Consider the following 25,204-nt stretch of genomic DNA (forward strand, 5'->3'; position numbering starts at 1 on the left):
ATAAGGTTGCTAAAACGATATTGCAAATTTCTTAACTAAATGCTTCCAACTCTATTTTCAGTTTAGAACGACAGGAGTCTAATCTAATTTAGGATGAGTGATAAAATTGAGTTTAGTCTTAAAACAATTTGAAGTACAAAGTAAAAAAAGAGATGCAAACAACATAAATTTTATAGCAGTGACACTCATGAAAATTACTACAACTTTGCATCAGCTCATGGTAAAGCCCAGGATGTCCATATAGTTGACGCTGAACTTGCTGGAAATTTATTTCCGGATTCCGCAGAAACCGGACGGTTCACTAAGCAACAGTCACAATAAAGGTAATAATGTAAAAACATTTTTACAATAATTTATAACTTACCGCTTTCCCAGCCAAAAAGCTGAAATGGAAACATTTTAAAAGGAGGAAGTATTTTATGGGCAAGAAAAAATCACTAAAGCGCTTTATTACTGCGCTAGCTGTTTTCTCTATGGTATTTACGAACTTTATCGGTTCTTGGTCCGGGGTCTCTGCAGCTGCCGCAAAAGGTAATCCTGCGTTTAAGCAAACAACTAAGGAACTGACAGTTGGGCAAACCTTTACTTTGGATATTATCAATAAGCAGTCAGGTGCAACTTACCAATGGAGCAGCAGTAATAAAAAAATAGCTACAGTAACTCAGAAAGGGGTTGTTAAGGCAGTCTCAGCTGGTACTGCAACAATTTCCTGCAAAATAACAAAAAATAAAAAGTCTACTACTATAAAGGCAAAAATTGTTGTTAAAAAGGCAGCTCCTAAACCTGCCCCACAACCAGCAAAAGTACCGGTTGATAAAAATGGATTTGATTCAAAAGGAAGAATGGTTGCTTATTTTGGCTCACCCGTTATTGACGGTAAAGTGGATGGCGCTTGGAGCAAAGCACAAGTAGTTACACCGAAATTTGTAACACCTAATATAACTACAAAAGCTACCTTTAAAGCCTTATGGGATGATAATGCTTTATATATACTTGCAGAAGTAAAAGATAAATCCTTAAGCGTAAAATCTGATACACCATATATGCAAGATTCTATGGAAATCTTCTTGGATGAAAATAACGATAAGACTCAAGAATATGGTCTTGATGATTTACACTTTAGAGTTAATTGTGAAAATTCACAATCTGTGGATACCGGAGATATTGCTAGATTCTACACGGCTACAACTAAAGTAAAGGACGGATATATAGTAGAAGCAAGAGTTGCATTTAAAACAAAACCGGCAAACAACAAGGTAATGGGAATAGAATTACAGATTAACGAAGCAAAAGATACGGAGAGATTGGGTACTATTAACGTTTTTGATTCTACAGGAAGCGCATGGAATGACACTGCCAAATTTGGTGAAATATTGCTTACAGGTAAGGCAAATGGAGCAGTTAGCGGATTAAATCCTTATGATCTTATAAAGTTAATAGAAAGCACTCAAAAAATGGATTTCACACTTTACAAAAATCCTAATATAGTGAAAGATGCTATTAAAACCGCTCAAGCAGTACTTGCTGACAAAAAAGCAACTCAGAAACAAATTGATGCTCAATATTCTGCAATAAAAGCAGCAATCGAAAAATTGGTTCTCACAGATGAAGCTGCAAATGAAAAGTACTTTAAAGCAGTTCCCGACAAGTATAGAATAGAGGCTGATAAACAGGGAACTATTGTTAGCTTGGAATACTACGCAGACAATTTAAAAAATGGAAAAGATCTTAAGAAAATGAATGTATATCTTCCTTACGGTTATGATGCTTCCGATAAAAGCAAAAAGTATAATGTTTTATATTTGATGCACGGCGGTGGTGAGAATGAGAACCTTATTTTTGGAGGACCTGGTCAAAATAAAGAAATGAAGAAAATCATAGACAATATGATTGCAAATGGTGATATTGAACCCCTTATTGTTGTAACACCTACATTTTACGGTGGAAAAGATGATACTGCACTCTTCCATGAAGAATTAATAAAAAATGTTGTTCCTTTGGTAGAAACTACGTATAATACATACGCAAAATCAGCATCTTTAGAAGATTTAAAAGCTTCCAGAGAGCATAGAGCCTTCGGCGGATTCTCTATGGGTTCAGTAACAACCTGGTATACATTCATTCACTGTCTTGACTATTTCAAATACTATATGCCATTAAGCGGAGACTGTTGGATATTAGGTGAAAAAGCAGGAAGCGAAAAAGCAACTCTAACAGCTGAATATCTTGCAAAGGTTGCAAAAGATTCCGGTTATACACCCCAAGATTATTACTTGTTCTGTGCAACAGGCAGCCTGGACATTGCATATCCTAACTTGAAGCCGCAGATAGATGCTATGAAGGAATTAAAAGATACCTTTATTTATTCTTCTGATACAAAGAAAGGAAACTTCTATTTCATAGTAAGCGATGGCGGCACACATGCTTGGAATTGGGTAAATCAGTATATTTATGATATATTACCTGATTTATTTAAATAGAAAATTACATATCTCCTCATTAATATGTAATTCATAAGTTGTAAAAAGAAATAAGAAAAAGCACCCATAATAAGGGTGCTTTTTCTTAAATACAATCTTTAATCTTAAATATCCTTTTAATTTACTTTAACTTACACATTATGATAATATGTTAATATATATCTCTTAGGAGTGTAACATGGCTAATGCAAATATTAAGTTAATTGCTGAAAAAACAAATCTTTCACCGGGTACTGTATCCATTGTTCTAAATGGACGTGGTGATAAAATGCGCATTTCCGAAAAGACTCAAAACCGGGTATGGGAAGAAGCAAAATTATTAGGCTATAAGCCAAATATATATGCTCGCCGCTTAAGAAATCAATCTGCAGGGAATTCAGCTGCAATTATTGGTATTCTGTGGCCTTCTGTATATTCATCAGAATTAATAGTAAATTTCTTTGATGGAATACAAAATAGCATTTTAAATGACAAATTGAATGTAGAGGTTGTTTATAAGCCTTATCAATATTCGGAAATCTGCAAAATGGAAGATATATTTAAAAATCAGTTATTTAACGGGGTAATAGTTGTTGGAGCCTCTGACCGCGATGTTGATTATCTATATAATATAAATTCTACAATGCCTATAATACTATTTAACAGGCAAAATGATAAATATGCCACCGTGTGTGTTGATAATTATGCTACAGGTGAAAAAGTATCCCGATTACTTGCTGCTAGAGGTCATAAAAATGCAGCTTTAATATGTCCCAATCTTTTATCAAGAAATTTTAGTATGAGAAGAACAGGGTTTTTGGATGGATGTCAAAAATACGGAATTACTGTACTACCTGAGCACATTATCCATGAAACTTATGACTCCCAAGGCGGATACAGAAGTGCAGAAACTCTTTTGAGGTCTCAGCCTCTTCCCTCCGCACTTTTTTTACTTGTCTCCGGATATAGTCACGAAGTATATTCGGTTTTGCAAAAAAATGGTGTTCGTATTCCTGAAGATATAGAAATAATAGGCTGCTCAGATATCGTATCCAGCCGAATTTTAAAACCAAGTATGACTGTCATTGATTTACCAATACAAAAAATGGTAAAAAAGAGCTTGCAGCTTATCCTAGATATGATAAATGGGTATATACAAGAACCACATAATATTTTTGAGGAAGCGTATTTCATATTTCGTGAAAGCTGCGGAGGATTTCCTGACTCCGACTCAGTTATTCAAAAATAAATCCTACTTCTTTTTTATAACATAAGTAAATTTCCACATTGCGGAGTTACCCGAGTACCTTCCTCTGTTTTCAACAACTGTAACATTAGATGTATATGTAGTATTCTTGTTCGCTTTTAGTTTACTTACTAAAGAAAAACCCCAATACTTTTTACGTATTGGGGGCCTTTCCACTTGCTGACAATTATATATTATTTTTGCCCGTAGTAAGCTTTAGGGCCGTGCTTTCTCATAAAGTGCTTGTCTAGCAGCACTTGCGGCATAGGAGTTACATTAGAATTCAATTGTCTGCACTGAATAGCCATCATAGCTACTTCTTCTAAGACAACAGAATTATGAACCGCATCAGCTGCACTTTTCCCCCATGTAAAGGGTGCATGATTTTTTACAAGTACAGCAGGAATATAATTAGGATTTAAATCTTTAAAAGCCTCTATAATTACTGCTCCGGTATTTGCTTCATAATCCTTCTCAATCTCATCCTTAGTCATTTCTCGTGTACATGGTATTTCACCATAAAAGTAATCCGCATGAGTAGTTCCGTAAGGAGGAATTCCCATACCAGCCTGTGCAAAAGCAGTTGCCCATCTGGAGTGAGTGTGAGTTACACCTCCTATTTCGGGAAAAGCATTATACAAAGCAACATGTGTGGGTGCATCAGAAGAAGGCTTCAATTTACCTTCCACCACTTTACCTGTAAGGTCGATTAATACAATATCTTCAGCGGTCATAACGTCATATTCAACACCGCTTGGTTTTATTGCTATAAGTCCGCATTCTCTATCAATACCGCTTACATTTCCCCATGTATATGTTACGAGTCCTTTTTTAGGCAATTCCAAGTTTGCTTCCAGCACTTCCTGTTTGAGTTGTTCCAACATATTTTTCTACCTCATAAAATCAATTATTCCAGTCAAATGTATCAGTTCAAGGAGTTTACTGCGGCTCTTTCAATGTCCAAGCCCTTTGTATATCGTTTCATAAACTCGTTGAAACCGTTAACATCTTTTGGATCAGGCTGTACAGTCTCACCTTGACTTTCCCCAAACACATATTGTTTAAGAAAATCTTCCAAAGACTGTGAGTCTTTTTTATTAATCATATACGAAGCAAGCAGAGCAATTCCCCATGCACCGCCTTCACCCGCAGTTTGCATAACTGAAACGGTAACATTAAAGGCAGCTGCCATAATCTTCTGTCCTACTTCCTTTGTTTTAAAGAAACCGCCGTGTCCTGTAATACTATCAACTTTAACAGCTTCTTTTTGGAAAAGAATATCCAAACCGGTTTTCAATGCTCCGAGAGATGTAAACAGGTTAACCCTGATAAAGTTAGCCAGATTAAAATTACTATTGGATGAACGAACAACCATCGGACGTCCTTCTTCAAAATGAGTAATATGTTCACCTGAAATATAACCGTAGGCAAGTAGCCCTCCGCAATCGGGATCACCTTGAAGTGCCAATCCCAGCAGAGTATCATATAGCTGTGGTTTTTTCACGTCAAAGCCCAGAGCCTTAACTGCCTCAGCAAATATACCCATCCATGCATCATAATCCGATGTACAGTTATTTGAATGAACCATTCCCACAAGACTTCCGTCAGGTGTAGTCACCAAATCAATTTCCGGATACACTTTAGATAATTCCTTTTCCAGTACAACCATTGCAAAAACTGAAGTCCCAGCGGATACATTTCCTGTGCGAACTGCTACACTGTTGGTTGCAACCATTCCTGTACCTGCATCACCCTCTGGAGGACAAAGAGGTATTCCTGCTTGAAGTTCACCGGTTATATCAAGGAGCTTTGCCCCTTCTTCTGTCAATTTACCTGCTTCTGTACCCGCAACCAAAACCTTTGGAAGGATATTTTCAAGCTTCCATGAAAAATTACGGCTTTGGTTAACTTCATTAAACTGCTTAATCATACTTGAATTAAAGTCTTTTGTATTTAAATCAATTGGGAAAACACCTGATGCCTCTCCGACACCAAGAACCTTATTGCCTGTTAACTTCCAGTGTATATATCCGGCCAAAGTAGTCATAAAATCAATATCCGATACATGCTCTTCATTATTCAGTATTGCTTGGTAAAGATGAGCAATACTCCATCTCTGAGGAATTGGATAACTAAACAGCTTTGTAAGTTCTTCAGATGCCTGTGCAGTTATGGTGTTACGCCATGTTCTGAAAGGAGTCAGAAGGCTTCCCTCCTTGTCAAAAACCATATACCCATGCATCATTCCGCTAAATCCGATAGCACCGGTGGTTTTTAACCCTATACCGAACTTCTCCTTTACCTCTATAATCATTTCCTGATAGCTGTTCTGAACACCCTTCCAGATATCCTCTAAGCTGTAAGTCCAAATGTTATTGATATAACTGTTTTCCCAGTCATGACTGCCGGATGCGATAGGTGCATTATTTGCACCTATCAATACCGTTTTTATTCTTGTTGAGCCAAGTTCAATCCCAATTGTAGTCTGTCCGTTAATAATCGCATTTCGGCTTTCATTTAGTTCATGCGTCATTGTTTTCCCCCTCATGTAGCCATCTATACTTATTCAGTGAATAAATAAGATGTCATTCAGATTAACATAGATTTTATTTAAACGGATTCTCGTCCTTATAAAGCATAGATGCTGGCTGATTGAAAGCAACGTCCTCAACACCAAGAAGTTTCATTGTTGCAAACAGAACTTTACCCATGTGCTTGAAGGCTACGCCGCCATGGTGTGGGTATCTCTTAGCAATCAATACATGTCTGTAGAATCTTCCCATTTCTTTGATTGCAAATACACCTATACCACCAAATGATTTAGGATCAACATCAATGATTTCTCCCTCAGCAACATAACTTCTCAGCTGGCAGTCTGCTGTTCCCTGGAGTCTGAAGAAAGTAATTTCTCCTGGTCTTATAGTTCCTTCCAAAGTTCCTCTTGAGATATCAGGCTCCTTATCTGGTTCTAGCAATCTGTGCATGATAAGCTGATACTTCATAGAGTGGTTTTTCATCATACATGAAGGAGTATTTCCACAGTGGAAACCCATAAACAAGTCTTTAAGAGTATATCCGTTAAATAAATCCTTATTGTTTTCAAACATATCCTTAGGAACAGAGTTGTTAATATCAAGAAGAGTTGCTGGCAATTGGGTAGCACAAGTAATTATATATTCGCTTAATGCACCGTAAATGTCTGTTTCACATGCTACTGGAATTCCTTTTGCAGCAAGTCTTGAATTAACGTAACATGGAACGAATCCAAACTGTGTCTGGAATGCAGGCCAGCACTTGTTTGCGAATACAAAATATTCAGAAGTACCTTTATTCTGTTCAGCCCAATCTAACAGAGTAATCTCATATTGTGCCAGTTTAGGAAGAATTCCTGGATAACCGTTTCCACCCTTGAGTTCTTCTTCCATCTCTTTAACAACTGCAGGTATTCTAGGATCATCTTTGTGATTGTTAAATGCCTCGAAAAGATCAAGCTCTGAATTTTCCATTATTTCAACGCCCAAGTCATACAAAGGCTTAATTGGCGCATTACATGCAACAAAATTAAACGGTCTTGGTCCGAAGCTGAATATTTTTAGTTTTGAGAGTCCAAGAAGAATTCTTGCAATATTTTCAAAATCTCCAACCATTTCTGATACATCCTGTGGATCTCCAACTGGATATTCAGGAATATATGGATTCAGTTTTCTCAATGCTAAGTTATAGGATGCATTTAACATACCGCAATATGCATCTCCACGTCCGCCTATAAGGTTTCCTTCAGATTCTTCAGCAGCAGCTACGAACATAACTGGTCCGTCAAATTTCTGAGCAAGCATGGTTTCAGGTCCTTCAGGTCCGAAGTTTCCAAGGTATACTACAAGAGCATTTACATTTGCATCTTGCAATTCTTTTAGAGCCTTTGGTACATCTGTTTCATTTTCCACTACTGTATTTGCCTGAAATAAATCCAACTTCTTTTCTGAGCAAGCTTTAACAACTGCTTTACGTCTTTCTACACTCAATTCTGCAGGAAAACAATCCCTGCTAACTGCTACAATGCCGAGTTTAACCTTTGGTACGTTATACATTTTAAGATCCTCCTTAATAATTTTTTGCATTTATGCATTAAATAAATTAATGTTTAATGTCGTACACTGTTACGTACAAGTAAATTAATATTTACCTTTTTATACATGATTCCTTTATAACAAGCTCCGGTGTAATAGTTTTCTGAACAGGATTTGTCAGATAATCGTTTTTCTTTATCATTTGCAGTAAAATTTCAGCGGCTTCTTCCCCCAGCTTCTCCTTTGGGTGACGAACTGTGGTAATTTTCACTGGGCAATTGGCAGAATAGTAGGAATCGTCAAACCCTGTTATGGATATATCATCAGGTACTTTTACTCCTAAGCTATTAAGCAGCTCATATACTCTGAATGCAATTTCATCATTATAGCAGGCTATTGCATCAATCCCGCGATTACCTTCCAGCAACCGTCTAACCATATTATAAGGTTTTATATCCCTATCCTCAGTGTGAAACCAAACTACATCATCAGGATTATAGGACATACCCGCATCTGCAATAGCTTTTGCATATCCATTATGTCTTTCAACCCCTTGAACATCATCCGCCTTAAAAATACCTGCTATTTTTTTATGCCCCAACTTTACCAGATATTCCACAGCAGAATACATGCCTTTGGCATCATCCAGTATAACATGTGATTTACCATCAAGCTGCTGATAAAAACCATGAATAAATATGTATGGTATACGGTGGTTGTCCAATGCTTCATAAAACTTCAAATTTTCTGAGTATAAAGCACTTTTTGTAGGCTCAATTATAAGACCTTCAACATTTTTCTGGAGTACATCTTCCAGACAAACAGCCTCATTTTTGGTATTGTTGTTGGTATTCTTGAGCATAATGCTATAGCCCTTGGACGAAAGTACACTATCAATGCCTTGAATAACCTTTGGAAAAATGTATTCAGAAATATAGGTTGTAATTACAGCAACATTTCTGGAGTCACTTCTTTTTCTGCTCCTATCCAGGCAAAAGGTTCCACGTCCATGTTCAGTGTAAAGATATCCTTCATTCACAAGCATTGAAATTGCTTTTCTTACGGTATGTCTACTCAGGGACATGGTTTCCGCAAGAACATTTTCCGAAGGGATTTGTTCTCCCGGCTTTATTTTTCCCATAAGTATTTCTTGTTTCAGATGCTCCATAAGCTTGAGATATTTTACCTGATTGTCTTTTTTTTGCATTATTATCTCCTCACAAGCAACTTGTACGTACATCTTAATTATACATAATAATTTCAAATATACAATACTGTTTATCAATAAAAAACTGCCTTGATTTATATCAGGCAGTTATAGTAAAAAGCTTAGTATTTAGAAGGCTTTGTATTATTATTTGCTTTCTTATTATAATTATTATTATAATTATTTTCATTTACTTCGCGAGTTTGGTATTTCTTTTTGTCCATTTCCCACAACTTTCTTTGATAATCTAAAAATTCATGTAATTTCATTTTAAATCACCCCCTGCTTCTATTTTATGTAAATATTACAGGAGTTGTTACAAATATAGTCATGGCTAAAATCTTAATGGCAACTAGTGCCTAGCTGCACAAAGATATTACTCTAATAGAAAGAATTGTATATTACTAACCTACTATATTGTGGATTAGGTTATCTCATTATCTACAATATATACACATATATATAGTAATATCCACAGTTTAATTCACAAAATGTTGTGTTTCTGTGGATAAAATCTCGCTATCCCCTTAAATAATCCACAAAGTTTTCAACATACTGTTAACAAAACCTAATAAAAGTGCAAAAATTATAAACCTGACTTTATAATCTTTACATAAAACTTTCTATTTCTTGGTCCGTCAAACTCGCAGAAATAAATTCCCTGCCATGTGCCAAGCAGCAGTTTTCCACCTTCCACAATAACATACTGGCTGCTGCCCATGGCGCTGGCTTTTAAATGTGCAGAACTATTTCCCTCATAGTGCATAAATTCTGCTCTGTCAGGATAAGCCTTATCCAATCCATATAGAATATCTCTAACTACATCAGGGTCGGCATTTTCATTAATAGTAATCCCTGCGGTTGTGTGGGGACAATATACCATAACCGCCCCGTCGCTTATCCCGCTTTCAGCCACAGCCTCTGCTACCCTCCCGGTAATATTATAAAAATTCTGTCTTTCTGTTTTTAAACTAAACTCACGTACCATTACAATCTTACCTCCACTTGTTTATCAATTTCTATAAAGCCCTCTCCCACTATGCAATCAAGGGCCAATATATCCACACCTTTATCATGAGCAGATTTCAAAGCATCTGCAAACTCTTTATGTGTTACGCTGTTGGGCGTAAAATAATCCACATCTTTCATCTGTATTATAAAAATTACATAAGCTTTATACCCGTCATGTAAGCTCTCAATAAGCTCATTTATATGCCTTACACCCCTTTCGGTAGGTGCATCAGGAAAAAGTACTATATTATTTTTCTCCAGGGTTACTCCTTTTACCTCAATAAAAATTTTATCCTTTTTGGTTTCAACATAAAAATCAAATCTTGAATTTTTGTATTTTGCCTCAGGTTTTATAAGAGTAACATCCTTAAATAAGTTCCCTTTTTCCAGCCACTCCTGGACCACTTTATTTGGAACCTGACTATCCATATTAATATGTCTGTTTCCTTTTATAACACTTATAAGGTCAAATTTTGTTTTACGTTTGGGATTATCAGATTTCTGAACATACACAACCGCACCCGGTAATAAAAGCTCTTTACATCTTCCAGTATTCTTAACATGGCAGACTTCCATAACACCGTCTATTTCCACATAAGCAATAAATCTATTTGGTCTTTTAATGAATATTCCTTCTTTAATATTTTTATATTTCAAAGTATCCTCCCACGTCTGTCTCTGTGTAAATTACACCAAAAGAATATCATACAATTACAAAAAAAGCATAGATATTTTGTTATTTAAGTATTATTATGGGTATTAATACATTAACTTTAAATTGGTTATTATATTAACAACAATATATTTAAGGAGGTTTTTTATGAAGACAGAAGTTGTTTATTATCGTTGCAAGCAATGTGGTAATATTGTAAGCGTTATAAAAAATGGTGGAGGAAAACTAGTCTGTTGCGGTGAACAAATGGAAAGGCTTGAACCCAATACTACAGATGCCGCTCTTGAAAAACATGTTCCCGTAGCAGAAAGAAAAGACGGTAAGATTATAGTACAAATTGGTTCCGTAGCCCACCCAATGATTGATGCCCATTATATTGAGTGGATTGAAGTTGCTGGCGATGAAGGCACTGAAAGAATTCCTCTTTCACCTGGTGATGAACCAAAAGCAGTTTTTGCTGACAAGAGTAATGCAGAAGTTTATGCATACTGTAATCTTCATGGATTGTGGATGTCCCATGTAAAATAATAATCAACGGCCCTGTAAAGTGACTTTACTTTTCAGGGCCTATTATTACTCTAAAAATATATTTACTCTTGTTCCTCAATGACAATTGCTATAGATGCACTCGCTCCTATTCTATTTGCACCTGCTTCTACCATTGCTTTTGCTGTCTTATAATCCCGTATACCCCCGGCTGCTTTTACTCCCATATCAGGGCCCACAGTTTCTCTCATAAGTCTTACATCGTGGATTGTAGCCCCTCCTGTACTAAATCCAGTGGAGGTTTTAACAAAATCGGCTCCGGCTGTCTTACACAGATTACAACAAATAACTTTTTCTTCATCAGTAAGAAGGCATGTTTCAAGTATTACCTTAACAATTGCCTTTCCCGCTGCTGCCTCTACTACTGATTTAATATCTTTTTCTACATAATGAAAATCCCCTGACTTAACAGCTCCAACATTTATTACCATATCTATTTCTCTAGCACCGTTTTCCACTGCTTCAACAGTTTCTGCAACTTTGGACGCAGTTGAAGTGGCCCCTAGTGGAAACCCCACTACCGTACAAACCTTTATATCGGTCTCCTTCAAAATCTCACTGCAGAGTGTCACATAACAAGGATTGACGCAAACAGAAGCAAATTTATACTCTATAGCCTCTTTGCATAGCTTTTTTATCTGTTCCTTACAAGTCTCGGGTTTTAATGCTGTGTGATCAATTAAACCTGCCAGTTTAGTCATAAAATACCTCCGAATATAAAAATTAGTACATAAATATTATTTACCAATATTTCGGATTTATCAAGAAAAAAAATAGGTTAGTCTCCATTGACTAACCATGTAAAGGGGGTCAAAATGTATTTTGTGAGGTCAATATTATAATGGCCAAAATTTATAAAATTTATACAATTAATTTGAAAAATCTGATTATTATATTTATTAATTTCCATGTAAATAATAAATTCAATAAAATAAATACTTAAAAGAAGGAGCTGCATCTATGGAGTTGCAAAATAATGTTATAAATGCCGAGAATCTAAATGAAGACAATACTTTGTCCGTTGTTCAGAATAAACTAAAACCTGGGGAAACAATAATTCTTGACGTAGGCTATAATTATTTCCATCAGGTGGACAAACTTTATGAAACGCTAGTAAATGAAGGCTATTACGTTAGAAAAACCTTTGTAAATGGACGAAACCAATTACTGGTCGCTCAAAAGGATGAAAAGCATCAAATGTATTAACAGTAAAACTACAAAAAGACCTGCTGATTAACTTTGTACTGTTAACTCGGCAGGTCTTTTAATATGTTTATTTATTTTCTCCTATAGGTACAAAAACCTCAAGAAACATTTGCTTAAATTCTATACTGGCCGGGAACAGCTCTGACCTTTCACCGTCCATTGTCAATGCCAGCGGCATTTTACTGGTTAGTTCGCATTTTCTGGCCTTTAATATGATTACGTTCTTATCATTGACAGATTCCTTACTTAGTACCTTAAAAAATATACTTGCGAGGTTTATATTTGAACATTTCTTGACAAGTATGATATCCATATAACCATCAGTATAATCCGCTTGATTCAATAAATTAGGAAAACCGGCTGCCTGTTTTCCATTAACAATCAGGAATAAAAGAAACTTACCCTCAATAATATGATCATCAGCAGTAATCTTAAGATCAAAGCTTTTAATATTAGTCAATTCGGAAATACCTTTTAAATAATATGCAAATGGCCCAAAATTCTTTTTAAGCTCACTGTTTGTATTAAAAGAAACATCTACAAAATTTCCACCTGCAAATGTACTCAGAAAATACTGTGAATTGTTTATGTAGCCCACATCGCACATAATTGTATTGCCCTGAAGAATTATATCTATACTTTCTTTAAAAGAGTTTATTCCCAGGCATTTTGCGAAATCGTTACATGTTCCTGAAGGTACTACTCCTAACGGCATTTTAATATCGTTGTTTAACAACAGGTTAGCTACAAAGTTAATTGTCCCATCACCGCCAGACGCAGCAACAAAGTCATATGTCCCTGACTGCAATGCATTAATGAGATAATCGCTGTTAGTATCCGTCAACCTATAGGGTTGAGCAAGAATACCTTTGTCCTGAAAAGAGGACAAAATAAAGTCCAGTTCGCTGGGAATCTTATGTCCCCCGGAAACAGGGTTATATACAAATAATGCCTTTCTCACAGGTCTATAACCTCCCATTTATGCAGAGTATGGTTAAAAAATCCTCTATTAACTTATAATAAATGAAATTTAATACAAAAGCAATCTTAATAGACATGATATTATAAAAATTTATTACATATGAGGATATTTAGATATTAAATGGGGCGTCAGCAAGACTTTCGTCTCGCTGCTGGCCCCCAAACTACGCTAATCCATCCTAATGGTTGACACTTCTTTCAGCCATCTCAATTGCCTTCTTAACAATGTTTCCGCAATCTCTTGAAGTTACTGCTCCCCATCCTTCGTTAGCAACTGTATTGTAGACTCCAAGTTCTCTGGCAATTTCCTCTTTAAGGGTTTCTGACATCACACTCTTACGTCTACTCATGGATAGTGCCTCCTTAAGCAGGCAGTCTCCACTGCGTAATAGCATTTCAGGTGAAAGCAATTACGCTGTTCACTGCCTGAAATAGATTTTTTAGCGTACACATATATTGTGTGAATTTTAGAGAAAAATATTAAGGAAATGTAATCCACATTTTTCACAGCCAAAAATTAATCATAAATTCCTATTACCACAATATATACACTTATCCTTCAAATATTACACCAATATTTTGTATGGATAAATGCAATCGTGTATACAATCTACAATTACCTGTCTATAATCCACATTTTAAAATGAAATTGTGGATTACTTGTAGAAACTAACAATCTGTCAAACCTTACTCTTTCTAGGTGTTTAACCTTTATATAAAAATAACATGTGAATAACTCAAAATAAATGTGGATAAATAAAGTTTTATCCACATTTATACTTATTAATATTTAACTATTCAATATTCATGCTAATATCAATAGAATTTGCAGAGTGAGTTAGTTTGCCGATGGATATAATATCAACTCCGGTTAATGCAACATTGTATATTGTTTCTTCACTTATATTTCCCGAAGCTTCTACAAGAGCTCTTTTATCAATAAATTTGACTGCCTCAGTCATCTGTTCATTTGACATATTATCAAGCATAATTATATCAGCTTTGCACTCCAAAGCCTCACGAACCTCTTCCATGGATTCTACCTCTACCTCAATCTTTACAGTATGAGGTATACTTTTTCTTACTCGTTCCACGGCATTTTTTATTCCTCCGGCAGCAGCAATATGGTTGTCCTTTATTAAAACACCGTCAGAAAGTGAAAATCTATGGTTGGCTCCTCCTCCTGCGCTAACTGCATACTTTTCCAAAAGTCTCAGCCCAGGAGTAGTCTTTCTTGTATCAGTTACCTTTACAGATAATCCCTGCACTTTATTAACATATCTATTAGTCATTGTAGCAATTGCAGATAGCCTTTGCATAAAGTTTAATGCAGTCCTTTCACCTTTCAGCAAAGCTCTTGTAGAACCACTTACTTCTGCAATAATATCCCCTTTTGATACCTTATCTCCATCCTTTACAAAGGCCTTGAAACGCACACTGCTATCCAGTACTTCAAAAACGTATTTTGCTACATCAAGCCCAGCTATAACTGCGTCTTGCTTAGCCAGAAATTCTGCCTTGGATGAATCGTCTTCTGGAATGATATTATCTGTAGTAATATCTCCTAGAGGCATATCCTCCTTTAGTGCATTCATAACTATTTCATGGATATAAAGTTTACTGAGTTTCATTTTTCCTCCTTTTAAAATGGTGAAGCCATTTTGCCCTTCTCCAGTTTTTTTACTATGTTCTTTCTCCAATTCACATCATCTGTCTTGTCAAAATCAGTTCTATAATGTGCACCTCTGCTCTCTTTTCTTTCAAGAGCAGATTCTATAACGAGGCTTGCTACTGTTAACATATTCAGTACTTCCAGTTTCACAAGACTAAATCCTGAAAAATCTGTGTATTTCTTGTAAATATCATTAATAATTGCAGCGGCTTTTTCAAGGCTTTCATGATTTCTAATAATACCAACATACTTTGTCATTGCAGCTTGTATTTCTTCTTTCATAGCTTTGAGCGCTGCATCATTATTTTTATTTAATGTATAACTTATATTTGAATTTACATCTGAATTATCACAATGATTACCTTCTGCACCGATTTTCCTGGCGATTTTTCTTCCAAAAACCAATCCTTCTAGCAAGGAGTTGCTCGCTAACCTGTTTGCTCCATGAATCCCTGTACAAGCTACCTCTCCGCATGCATATAACCCGGGAATATTGGTTTGACCATCAACATCGGTCCTTATACCCCCCATACAATAGTGCTCTGCTGGAGCAACCGGGATATAATCCTTGGATATATCAATTCCGTAATCAAGGCATGTCTTAAAAATATTTGGAAATCTATTTTCGAGATATTCTCTACTTTTAAAAGTGATATCAAGAAAAACATTTTTAGAATCGGTTAGGGACATTTCTTTAAAAATAGCTCTTGAAACAACATCTCTAGGTGCAAGCTCCCCTAACTCATGATATTTCTTCATGAAAGCCTCACCCTTGCAATTTTTAAGACGAGCACCCTCTCCTCTGACCGCCTCAGATATTAAAAAGCTTTTGTCCTTTGGGTGGTACAGTACTGTGGGATGGAATTGTACAAACTCCATATCCATAGCCTGAGCACCTGCTCTAAGGCACATTCCTATTCCGTCTCCCGTTGCAACTTCAGGGTTTGTAGTATGTGAATAAATTTGTCCGAAGCCCCCTGTTGCAACTACAACAGAACTTGACTGAAAAATCTTAATTTTATTTGAAATTTCATCGTAAACAATAGCCCCTCTGCATTTTCCTTCTTTAATAACAAGGTCAACAGCAAAATGGCTTTCGAAAATAGATATATTCTTCTTCTTTCTTGCAACCTCAATAAGCTTGTCACAAACCTCTTTACCGGTTGTATCACCTGAGTGGATAATTCTGTTTACACTATGGGCTCCTTCTCTTGTAAGGGATAGTTGTTGACCGCTTTTATCAAAGTTCACTCCCAGACTGCACAGAGTTCTAATATTTTCAGCAGCCTCTTCAACCAGAACCCATACGCTTTTTTCATCATTTAATCCTGCACCGGCAAAAAGAGTATCTTTGAAATGCAACTGAGGTGAATCGTTCTTCTCATCGAGAGATACTGCTATTCCTCCCTGTGCAAGAACCGAATTACTTATATCCAATGTCTCCTTTGTAATTATCCCAATCTGATAACTGTCGGGTATCTCCAATGCAGTATACACTCCGGCTATTCCGCTGCCAATAATTAAGACATCCTTGTGTATAACCTCTATGTCAACTTTATTACTATCCTCTTCCATTTTTTTACCCTCCGTATCCCCACTTATGTTAAAAAACTGCTGATAAGCACTGCTTAAATCAGTTCTGTTTCATGCTATGGGGTAAAGTACTTAATTGTTACAAATATCTATTTCCCTACAGCCAGCATTCTATTCAGACTACCGGATGCACGCTCAATAATATCTTTATCAAGTGTTATCTCATACTGCCTTTTTGCCAAAGCATCATGAACACTTTGTAATGATGTCTTTTTCATATTCGGACAAATAAGCCCCGTTGACATCATATAGAAAGTTTTATTAGGATTCTCCTTCTTTAACTGATAAAGAACACCCATCTCTGTACCTATAATGAATTTATCATGTTGAGAATTTCTTGCATAATCAATAATCTGCTTAGTGCTTCCTACAAAATCTGCAAGCTCTTGTATCTCAGGTTGACACTCAGGATGCACCAGCAAAATAGCATCAGGATGTAGTTTCTTTGACTCAATAACTGCATCTGCCTTAATTTTATGGTGTGTAATGCAGTAGCCTTCCCAAAAAATAATATTCTTTTCAGGCACCTTTTTAGCAACATAACTGCCAAGATTTTTGTCAGGAGCAAAAATAATATCCTTTTTATCAATTGACCTGATTACATCCACTGCATTAGAGGAAGTACAACAAATATCACATTCTGCCTTAACCTCTGCACTTGAATTTATATAACATACAACGGCCGCATTAGGATGCTTTTTCTTCGCCTCTTTTAAAGCATCCGCCGTAACCATATCAGCCATTGGACAGCCTGCATTTATTTCAGGCAATAGAACCGTTTTTTCAGGCGATAGGATTTTAGCACTTTCCGCCATAAAATGTACTCCGCAGAAAACTATAGTATCCGCCTGACTTGAGGCACAATACTGACTTAGAGCAAAAGAATCACCCGTAACATCAGCTATTTCCTGTACCTCATCAACCTGATAACTATGAGCAACAATAACTGCATTTTGCTCTTTCTTCATTTTGTTAATATTACTAATCAACAAATTTTTATCCATTATTTTCATCCTCATTATCTGTTTAAAATTACACAATCCGCAATTTACTAGAATACTCTAAAGTTTAAAATACTGCATTTATTTTAATACTTATAATTTGCTTTGTAAATGCTTTTATACTAAAAGAAAAAATCCCTTCATATAATAATGAAAAGATTTTTTTCAAATAATACTTATGATTCATGAAATAAGTAAAACTACTTGTGGCATCTGCTAGTTTCAGGACAGCCTGAACACCCACAACCACAGCTTGATTCACCATTTTTTCTCTGTCGGATTTTATAAATTATAACCCAGGCCATTAATCCGAAAATTAGTACAGATATTAAAATAGTTGCAATATTATCTTTTAAATATTGAATCATATAAAACCCTCTCCAATCTCTAATCAGGCGTTTACACTATTAATTTTCATTACAGCCTTTTTATTTGGTGAAAACAAAAGCCACAAACCGACTGCAATAACAATTAAAGCGGCTATGGTACCAATTCCGAAAGAAACTGCCCCTGTAATTAAACTACCTATTTGATAAATTATTAATGAGACAGCATATGCTAAAATAGTCTGATAGCCAACGGCAATTAGTGTCCACTTCCAACCACCCATTTCCCGTTTAATAGCTCCTATAGCCGCAAAACACGGCGCACAAAGGAGATTAAAAGCCATGAAAGCATATGCACTAACAGCAGTAAACATACCTGAAAGGCTTGCAATCAATGCAGGATCATTCTCACTAACCTCACCTAGTCCAAAAAGAACACCAAAGGTTCCTACCACGTTTTCCTTTGCAGCAAGACCGGTTACTGCAGCAACCGAAGCCTGCCATGTTCCAAAGCCTAAGGGCTTAAATATCGGTGCAATAACATTACCTATGGATGCCAGAATACTGTTTCCCTCTTCAACCATTTTTAAGCTCCAGTTAAAGTTAGAAAGAAACCATATAAGTCCGCATGCTACAAATATAACTGTTCCAGCCTTAACAATAAATGCTTTTCCGCGTTCCCACATGTGAATTAGAACACCCTTACCACCGGGAACATGATATTGTGGAAGTTCCATTACAAATGGAGCAGGATCACCTGAAAATAACTTCGTTTTCTTAAGAATAACGCCTGATACTATAACCATCAAAATACCTAAGAAATATGTTGATGGAGCAACCCACCATGATTTATCAGAAAACATTGCCCCTGCGATTAAAGCAATAATAGGTAGCTTTGCGCTACAAGGTATAAACGTAGTAGTCATTATTGTCATTTTCCGGTCTTTGTCCTGCTCAATAGTTCTTGACGCCATTATACCCGGAACACCACACCCTGATGAAATAAGCATTGGAATAAATGACTTTCCAGAAAGACCAAATTTGCGGAAAATTCTGTCCATTATAAAAGCTACTCTGGCCATATAACCGCAGTCCTCTAGAATTGATAAGAAAAAAAACAAAATCATCATCTGTGGAACAAAACCAAGAACTGCCCCAACTCCTCCTATTATACCGTCAACTACCAATCCCTGAAGCCACTCTGCTGTGCCTATATTAGCAAGGAAGGTACCTACAGCAGGCTGTATCCAACTTCCAAAAAATATGTCATTTGTCCAATCCGTTACAATTGTACCCAGCCATGAAACAGAAACAAAATATACAACAAACATAATAACTGCAAAAATAGGAAGAGCAAGCCATCTGTTGGTAACTATACGGTCAATTTTATCCGAAGGGGTCATACCTACTCTTTTTTTATGTAAGCATTTATTAATTATTTTACTTATATAAAAATAACGTTCATTAGTAATAATACTTTCACTGTCATCATCCAATACTTTTTCACAGGCTGTAGTTAATTCATCAATCTTTGATAAAGTATGTACCTCAAGTGAAAGCTGCTCTAAAACCTTTTCATCACGTTCAAATAACTTAATTGAGTACCATCTGGAATGCTGTTCACTTACCACCTCAGCCACAAATTCTTCAATGTTATTAAGAGTTGTCTCTACGTCACTTGAAAAAGAATGTTGAGGAATTGCTATTTTATTGTGTTTAGCAATATCAACAGCTTTTTCAATAACATCCTTTAAACCAATACCCTTAACTGCAGATGTTTCAATAACAGCACATCCCAATTCACTACTAAGCTTTTGAATATCAATTTTATCCCCGTTTTTACGGACTATATCAATCATGTTTAATGCAATAACAACTGGAATTCCCAATTCAACCAACTGTGTAGTAAGATAAAGATTACGTTCAATATTCGATGCATCAACAAGATTAATAATAACGTCAGGTCTGTCATTTAACAGATAATTACGTGTAACAACTTCCTCAAGAGTATAAGGAGATAAAGAGTAAATACCGGGTAAGTCCATTATCGTTATATCCTTGTAACCCTTAAGCTTTCCCTCTTTTTTTTCAACTGTAACTCCTGGCCAGTTTCCAACATACTGTGAGCTACCTGTCAATTCATTAAACATAGTAGTTTTCCCACAGTTTGGATTTCCTGCTAGTGCTATTTTGATTGCCATTCTTTCTTCCCCCTAAACTTTAGTTAGTCTAAGCTAACTGTGTTGTTTAAAAAATACAGGGCTCTTCCCCTGCCCTATTAATCTACTATAACCATTTCAGCATCTGCTTTTCTTAGTGATAACTCGTATCCTCTGACAGTTACTTCAATTGGATCTCCCAGTGGGGCAACTTTTCTTACAAATACAAGTGTACCCTTGGTAATACCCATATCCATTATTCTTCTTTTCACTGCACCTTCACCGCTTAACTTCACAACTGTAACGGTGTCGCCACATTTCACTTCTCTGAGCGTTTTCATGTAATTTCCTCATTTCTTTATACATTTATACAATAATTCTGTTAGCCATTGCTTTATCAATTGCAACCCGAGCTTCCTTTACATTCACTATCATATTGCCACCGATTTCAGAAATAACAGTAACATTCCCTCCTACAACAAAACCTAAGCTTTCTAAAAATTTTTTTGTTTCATCTTTTCCTCGTATTGCTTTTATTGAATTCATTTCACCTAAAGAAACCATAGTTAATGGCATATGAATCACTCCCCATAGTTAGCCTCAGCTAACTTATAATTTATAAAATAGTTAGCGGACGCTAACTTTCAATTTGAGTTTACCACCGCTAACTATATTTGTCAACACATTTATACTATAAATTCTTTAATTTCTAAATCCAGCCATTACTCTTACCTTGATAAAGGTTATTCATATGCTATAATTATAGAATTAGGAATAAGTAGATTTTATACGAAGAATATGGAGGCTGCTAAATGGTAAAGTTACAGGAATCAGGTGAAAACTATCTGGAAACCATATTAATTCTTAAAAATAAAAATGGAAATGTCCGTTCAATTGATATTGCTAATGAACTGGGGTATACAAAACCCAGTATAAGCAGAGCAATGGCTATTCTAAAGAATGCAAAATACATTACAATAGATGAAAACTCCGGATATATATCTCTTACGGATAGCGGTTATAATATTGCTAAAGCAATGTATGAACGACATGAGATATTGTCACGATATTTAATTTCTCTTGGTGTCTCCCCTGAAACAGCAGCACAAGATGCTTGTAGGATAGAGCACGTAATAAGTCAGGAAACTTTTGAAAAAATAAAAGAAAATGCTAATAAGTAAACCTTATCTGAATTGAATTGAATAAAGAATTTTCTTATCTACTATATCCGCTATTAAATCCAAACTTAGTAATTTATATACTTTTTAATATATATAACAAAGCCTCAAGCAATGAACTTGAGGCTTTCATATAAATCTGGCAGAGACCTACTTTCCCGGGCCGTCTCCAGCCAAGTATTATCGGCACTGAGATGCTTAACTGCCGTGTTCGGTATGGGAACGGGTGTGACCATCTCGTCATTTCCACCAGAAGATTTATTAGGTACTTTGTACCTTCAGAACTGACTAATGTTATTCTTCTAAGAAGATGTGAAGCTCTCTCATTTCTAGTTTTAAGACCTTCTACTTTTTTGATACCTGTTTCTTTTGGGTCAAACCCTCGACCTATTAGTATCAGTCAGCTTAACACATTACTATGCTTACACTCCTGACCTATCAACCATGTAGTCTACATGGGGTCTTACCTATTGCTAGTGGGATATCTCATCTTGAGGTGGGTTTCACGCTTAGATGCCTTCAGCGTTTATCCCTGCCGAACTTGGCTACCCAGCTGTGCCATTGGTATGACAACTGGTGCACTAGAGGTTCGTCCATCCCGGTCCTCTCGTACTAAGGACAGATCCTCTCAAATATCCTGCGCCCGCGACAGATAGGGACCGAACTGTCTCACGACGTTCTGAACCCAGCTCGCGTACCGCTTTAATTGGCGAACAGCCAAACCCTTGGAACCTGCTACAGCTCCAGGATGCGATGAGCCGACATCGAGGTGCCAAACCTCCCCGTCGATGTGGACTCTTGGGGGAGATAAGCCTGTTATCCCCAGGGTAGCTTTTATCCGTTGAGCGATGGCAATTCCACTTTCATACCACCGGATCACTAAGCCCTACTTTCGTACCTGCTCGAGGTGTCTCTCTCGCAGTCAGGCTACCTTATGCCTTTGCACTCGCTGTGCGATTTCCAACCGCACTGAGGTAACCTTTGGACGCCTCCGTTACTCTTTGGGAGGCGACCGCCCCAGTCAAACTGCCCACCTGACAGTGTCCCTAGACCAGCTTATGGTCTCAGGTTAGAGTTCCAGTACTTTTAGAGTGGTATCCCAACGTCGACTCCATGATGGCTGGCGCCACCACTTCTCAGTCTCCCACCTATCCTGTACAAAAAATACCGAAACCCAATATCAAGCTACAGTGAAGCTCCATGGGGTCTTTCCGTCTAGTCGCGGGTAACTTGCATCTTCACAAGTACTACAATTTCGCCGGGTACGTTGTTGAGACAGTGCCCAAGTCATTACGCCATTCGTGCGGGTCAGAACTTACCTGACAAGGAATTTCGCTACCTTAGGACCGTTATAGTTACGGCCGCCGTTTACTGGGGCTTAAGTTCATGCCTTCGGGTTTCCCCTAAGCAATTCCCGTAACCTTCCAGCACCGGGCAGGCGTCAGCCCCTATACTTCATCTTTCGATTTAGCAGAGACCTGTGTTTTTGATAAACAGTTGCTTGGGCCTATTCTCTGCGGCCTCAATCTCTTGAGGCACCCCTTTTCGCTAACTTACGGGGTCAATTTGCCGAGTTCCTTAACAACGCTTCTCCCGCTCGTCTTAGGATTCTCTCCTCACCTACCTGTGTCGGTTTGCGGTACTGGTACCTTTAATCTGGATAGTGGTTTTTCTCGTCAGTGTGGAATCTGTCACTTCGGTACTTGTTTTCCCTCCGCATCACGTCTTCGAAACATCCGGCGGATTTGCCTACCGGACTATCTACCCCGCTTGCACGATCTTTTCCAGCTGATCGCTTGACTTATCCTCCTGCGTCACCACCTCTCTCATAACGATTAACGGTAGTACAGGAATTTCAACCTGTTGTCCATCACCTACGCCTTTCGGCCTCAGCTTAGGTCCAGACTTACCCTGGGCGGACGAACCTTCCCCAGGAAACCTTAGGCTTTCGACGGTAAAGATTCTCACTTTACTCTCGCTACTTATTCCGGCATTCTCACTACTGTCTCGTCCACAAGTCCTTTCGATCTTGCTTCAACCTACTACAGTAAGCTCCCCTACCACCCTCGTACATCCAATACTACTGCTAACGGTACAAGTTTAGCTGTATGTAATTTGACGAAATGTTTTGATTTATTTTTCATTTGTTACATTTCGTGAAATTACCTCTTCGCTTCTTATTTCATTTAGCAATACTATTGGATGTACGCTGATCCATAGCTTCGGTACACAGTTTAGCCCCGGTAATTTTCGGCGCAGGCTCACTCGACTAGTGAGCTATTACGCACTCTTTGAATGAGTGGCTGCTTCTAAGCCAACATCCTAGTTGTCTTAGCAAACCCACATCCTTTTCCACTTAACTGTGATTTTGGGACCTTAGCTGATGGTCTGGGCTGTTTCCCTTTTGACCATGGGACTTATCTCTCATAGTCTGACTCCCAAGTAACATCATTACGGCATTCGGAGTTTGATAGGGTTCGGTAACCCGGTAAGGCCCCTAGCCCATTCAGTGCTCTACCTCCGTTTGATTTTCCCTTGAGGCTAGCCCTAAAGCTATTTCGGGGAGAACCAGCTATCTCCGAGTTCGATTGGAATTTCTCCGCCACCCACAGCTCATCCCAGACCTTTTCAACGGTCATGTGGTTCGGTCCTCCACGAGATTTTACTCCCGCTTCAACCTGTCCATGGGTAGGTCACCCGGTTTCGGGTCTATAGCATGCAACTTCTCGCGCTTTTAACACTCGGTTTCCCTTCGGCTCCGTACCTTCTAGTACTTAACCTTGCTGCATACAATAACTCGCCGGACCGTTCTACAAAAAGTACGCTGTCGAGCTTTAACGCTCTTCAACTGCTTGTAAACATAGGGTTTCAGGTTCTCTTTCACTCCCCTCCCGGGGTTCTTTTCACCTTTCCCTCACGGTACTGCTTCACTATCGGTCACCAGTTAGTATTTAGCCTTGGATGGTGGTCCACCCTGCTTCCCACGAGGTTTCACGTGCCTCGTGGTACTCTGGATTCTAGCCTGCCTCTCAACATTTCGCTTACGGGACTTTTACCCTCTATGGTCTCAGCTTTCCAGCTGCTCATTCTGCTATGTCTCAAGGATCATTATGCTAGTCCTCAACCCCAAAAGATATTGCTATCTTTTGGTTTGGGCTCTTCCGCTTTCGCTCGCCACTACTTACGGAATCTCTTTTGATTTCTTTTCCTGTTGGTACTTAGATGTTTCAGTTCCCAACGTCTGCCCTCGTAACACTATGGATTCATGTTACGATGACCGAGTGCTTAACTCGGCCGGGTTTCCCCATTCGGATATCTACGGGTCAATGGCTATTTGCGCCTCTCCGTAGCTTTTCGCAGCTTGTCACGTCCTTCTTCGCCTTCTGGTGCCAAGGCATTCACCCTATGCTCTTAGTAGCTTGACCTCTAAAAACGCTATATACGTCGTCCTACTTCGTCAGATTTCGCGTCCTGCGGTACTCACATACCTATGTATGCTCTGTTCCTCGGCACTCATCTTCCTTGTATTACTCGCATCTAGCGTTTTTATTTTGCTAGATACTATACGCATTTACCGTTTCTATCGAATTTCTTCGATTTCATCAGATTCTCTTAAAGTGATTGTCTTAACCTATCAATGAGTTAGTTTCCTAAGAGTTGCATGTTTCCAACGTAAACTGCTTTACGTGTTTCAAAGGATTTCTCCTTCTCACATGTTACCCTTATTACTTTTACGGAAATACATACTTTCATATATATTTCTATGTCTTCTCATCTTCTTAAAACGTATTTCAAACTTTCGTTTGAAACGCATTCTTTGAATAACATTATTCAGTTCTCAAGGTACAACTTCTTCAAGTCCATTTTCATGGGCTTTGA

22 protein-coding genes and 2 rRNA genes are annotated in these 25,204 nt (G+C 37.5%); 5 read left to right on the top strand and 19 right to left on the bottom strand.

What is annotated here, in order from left to right; translation table 11 throughout:
- The first annotated feature begins 419 nt into the window (after positions 1-419).
- Together K412_RS0108265 and K412_RS0108270 are read left to right on the top strand one after the other, a co-directional pair.
- On the top strand, positions 420-2,480 hold the full coding sequence (locus K412_RS0108265) for a sugar-binding protein (RefSeq protein WP_024832666.1): 2,061 nt from the start codon (positions 420-422) through the stop codon (positions 2,478-2,480).
- Between the two features lie 178 nt (positions 2,481-2,658).
- Positions 2,659-3,708: a LacI family DNA-binding transcriptional regulator gene (locus K412_RS0108270; RefSeq protein WP_024832667.1), complete on the top strand. Its 1,050-nt coding sequence runs from the start codon at positions 2,659-2,661 to the stop codon at positions 3,706-3,708.
- 191 nt (positions 3,709-3,899) lie between these two features.
- On the opposite strand, the gene araD is transcribed toward K412_RS0108270, so the two are convergent.
- The 7 genes from araD to sfsA all read right to left on the bottom strand — a co-directional run bounded on the left by araD (position 3,900) and on the right by sfsA (position 10,647).
- Positions 3,900-4,589 carry an L-ribulose-5-phosphate 4-epimerase gene (araD, locus tag K412_RS0108275; protein WP_024832668.1) on the bottom strand — a complete coding sequence of 230 codons (690 nt, stop codon included), beginning with the start codon at positions 4,587-4,589 and terminating at the stop codon, positions 3,900-3,902.
- Positions 4,590-4,630: 41 nt separating this feature from the next.
- The gene (locus K412_RS0108280) at positions 4,631-6,238 is read right to left on the bottom strand and encodes a xylulokinase (RefSeq protein WP_024832669.1); all 1,608 of its coding nucleotides are present in this window, start codon (positions 6,236-6,238) and stop codon (positions 4,631-4,633) included.
- Between the two features lie 73 nt (positions 6,239-6,311).
- On the bottom strand, positions 6,312-7,793 hold the full coding sequence (locus tag K412_RS0108285) for an L-fucose/L-arabinose isomerase family protein (RefSeq protein ID WP_024832670.1): 1,482 nt from the start codon (positions 7,791-7,793) through the stop codon (positions 6,312-6,314).
- Between the two features lie 91 nt (positions 7,794-7,884).
- Positions 7,885-8,979, bottom strand: coding sequence for a GntR family transcriptional regulator (locus K412_RS0108290; RefSeq protein ID WP_024832671.1), 1,095 nt, complete (start codon positions 8,977-8,979; stop codon positions 7,885-7,887).
- A 122-nt stretch (positions 8,980-9,101) separates the two neighbouring features.
- The gene (locus K412_RS22490) at positions 9,102-9,248 is read right to left on the bottom strand and encodes a hypothetical protein (RefSeq protein ID WP_173585620.1); all 147 of its coding nucleotides are present in this window, start codon (positions 9,246-9,248) and stop codon (positions 9,102-9,104) included.
- 317 nt (positions 9,249-9,565) lie between these two features.
- Positions 9,566-9,967: a secondary thiamine-phosphate synthase enzyme YjbQ gene (locus K412_RS0108300; RefSeq protein ID WP_024832672.1), complete on the bottom strand. Its 402-nt coding sequence runs from the start codon at positions 9,965-9,967 to the stop codon at positions 9,566-9,568.
- Positions 9,967-10,647: a DNA/RNA nuclease SfsA gene (gene sfsA / locus K412_RS0108305; protein WP_024832673.1), complete on the bottom strand. Its 681-nt coding sequence runs from the start codon at positions 10,645-10,647 to the stop codon at positions 9,967-9,969. Before sfsA ends, K412_RS0108300 begins: the two co-directional genes overlap by 1 nt.
- A gap of 163 nt (positions 10,648-10,810) precedes the next feature.
- Here sfsA and K412_RS0108310 point away from each other — a divergent pair, with 163 nt between their 5' ends.
- Positions 10,811-11,191 carry a desulfoferrodoxin gene (locus K412_RS0108310; protein WP_024832674.1) on the top strand — a complete coding sequence of 127 codons (381 nt, stop codon included), beginning with the start codon at positions 10,811-10,813 and terminating at the stop codon, positions 11,189-11,191.
- 62 nt (positions 11,192-11,253) lie between these two features.
- On the opposite strand, the gene deoC is transcribed toward K412_RS0108310, so the two are convergent.
- The gene (gene deoC / locus K412_RS0108315) at positions 11,254-11,910 is read right to left on the bottom strand and encodes a deoxyribose-phosphate aldolase (RefSeq protein ID WP_024832675.1); all 657 of its coding nucleotides are present in this window, start codon (positions 11,908-11,910) and stop codon (positions 11,254-11,256) included.
- A 259-nt stretch (positions 11,911-12,169) separates the two neighbouring features.
- Between deoC and K412_RS0108320 the strand changes: the two genes are divergently transcribed.
- The gene (locus K412_RS0108320) at positions 12,170-12,415 is read left to right on the top strand and encodes a hypothetical protein (RefSeq protein WP_024832676.1); all 246 of its coding nucleotides are present in this window, start codon (positions 12,170-12,172) and stop codon (positions 12,413-12,415) included.
- Between the two features lie 67 nt (positions 12,416-12,482).
- On the opposite strand, the gene K412_RS0108325 is transcribed toward K412_RS0108320, so the two are convergent.
- From K412_RS0108325 to K412_RS0108365, 9 genes are all read right to left on the bottom strand, one after another.
- Entirely contained in the window at positions 12,483-13,376 is an 894-nt protein-coding gene (locus K412_RS0108325; RefSeq protein WP_024832677.1) for a YegS/Rv2252/BmrU family lipid kinase, read from the bottom strand.
- A 199-nt stretch (positions 13,377-13,575) separates the two neighbouring features.
- A complete protein-coding gene (locus K412_RS0108330) occupies positions 13,576-13,746 on the bottom strand; it encodes a small, acid-soluble spore protein, alpha/beta type (RefSeq protein WP_024832678.1) in 171 nt (56 codons plus the stop codon).
- 444 nt (positions 13,747-14,190) lie between these two features.
- Positions 14,191-15,027 carry a carboxylating nicotinate-nucleotide diphosphorylase gene (nadC, locus tag K412_RS0108335; RefSeq protein ID WP_024832679.1) on the bottom strand — a complete coding sequence of 279 codons (837 nt, stop codon included), beginning with the start codon at positions 15,025-15,027 and terminating at the stop codon, positions 14,191-14,193.
- A gap of 11 nt (positions 15,028-15,038) precedes the next feature.
- Positions 15,039-16,643 carry an L-aspartate oxidase gene (gene nadB, locus K412_RS0108340; RefSeq protein ID WP_024832680.1) on the bottom strand — a complete coding sequence of 535 codons (1,605 nt, stop codon included), beginning with the start codon at positions 16,641-16,643 and terminating at the stop codon, positions 15,039-15,041.
- A gap of 107 nt (positions 16,644-16,750) precedes the next feature.
- The gene (gene nadA, locus K412_RS0108345) at positions 16,751-17,674 is read right to left on the bottom strand and encodes a quinolinate synthase NadA (protein ID WP_081741747.1); all 924 of its coding nucleotides are present in this window, start codon (positions 17,672-17,674) and stop codon (positions 16,751-16,753) included.
- A 188-nt stretch (positions 17,675-17,862) separates the two neighbouring features.
- On the bottom strand, positions 17,863-18,030 hold the full coding sequence (locus K412_RS21780) for a FeoB-associated Cys-rich membrane protein (RefSeq protein WP_081741748.1): 168 nt from the start codon (positions 18,028-18,030) through the stop codon (positions 17,863-17,865).
- Between the two features lie 23 nt (positions 18,031-18,053).
- Positions 18,054-20,189, bottom strand: coding sequence for a ferrous iron transport protein B (gene feoB, locus K412_RS0108355; RefSeq protein ID WP_024832683.1), 2,136 nt, complete (start codon positions 20,187-20,189; stop codon positions 18,054-18,056).
- A 77-nt stretch (positions 20,190-20,266) separates the two neighbouring features.
- A complete protein-coding gene (locus K412_RS0108360) occupies positions 20,267-20,488 on the bottom strand; it encodes a FeoA family protein (protein ID WP_024832684.1) in 222 nt (73 codons plus the stop codon).
- Between the two features lie 25 nt (positions 20,489-20,513).
- On the bottom strand, positions 20,514-20,723 hold the full coding sequence (locus K412_RS0108365) for a FeoA family protein (RefSeq protein ID WP_020814171.1): 210 nt from the start codon (positions 20,721-20,723) through the stop codon (positions 20,514-20,516).
- Between the two features lie 236 nt (positions 20,724-20,959).
- On the opposite strand from K412_RS0108365, the gene K412_RS0108370 reads away from it, so the two are divergent.
- A complete protein-coding gene (locus K412_RS0108370; RefSeq protein WP_024832685.1) occupies positions 20,960-21,328 on the top strand; it encodes a metal-dependent transcriptional regulator in 369 nt (122 codons plus the stop codon).
- A 134-nt stretch (positions 21,329-21,462) separates the two neighbouring features.
- On the opposite strand, the gene rrf is transcribed toward K412_RS0108370, so the two are convergent.
- Both rrf and K412_RS0108380 read right to left on the bottom strand, forming a co-directional pair.
- Positions 21,463-21,579: ribosomal RNA gene (rrf, locus tag K412_RS0108375) — 5S ribosomal RNA — on the bottom strand.
- Positions 21,580-21,695: 116 nt separating this feature from the next.
- Positions 21,696-24,750: ribosomal RNA gene (locus K412_RS0108380) — 23S ribosomal RNA — on the bottom strand.
- Positions 24,751-25,204 lie beyond the last annotated feature (454 nt).

The sequence above is a fragment of the Ruminiclostridium josui JCM 17888 genome, assembly GCF_000526495.1.
GTDB lineage: Bacteria > Bacillota > Clostridia > Acetivibrionales > DSM-1351 > Ruminiclostridium > Ruminiclostridium josui.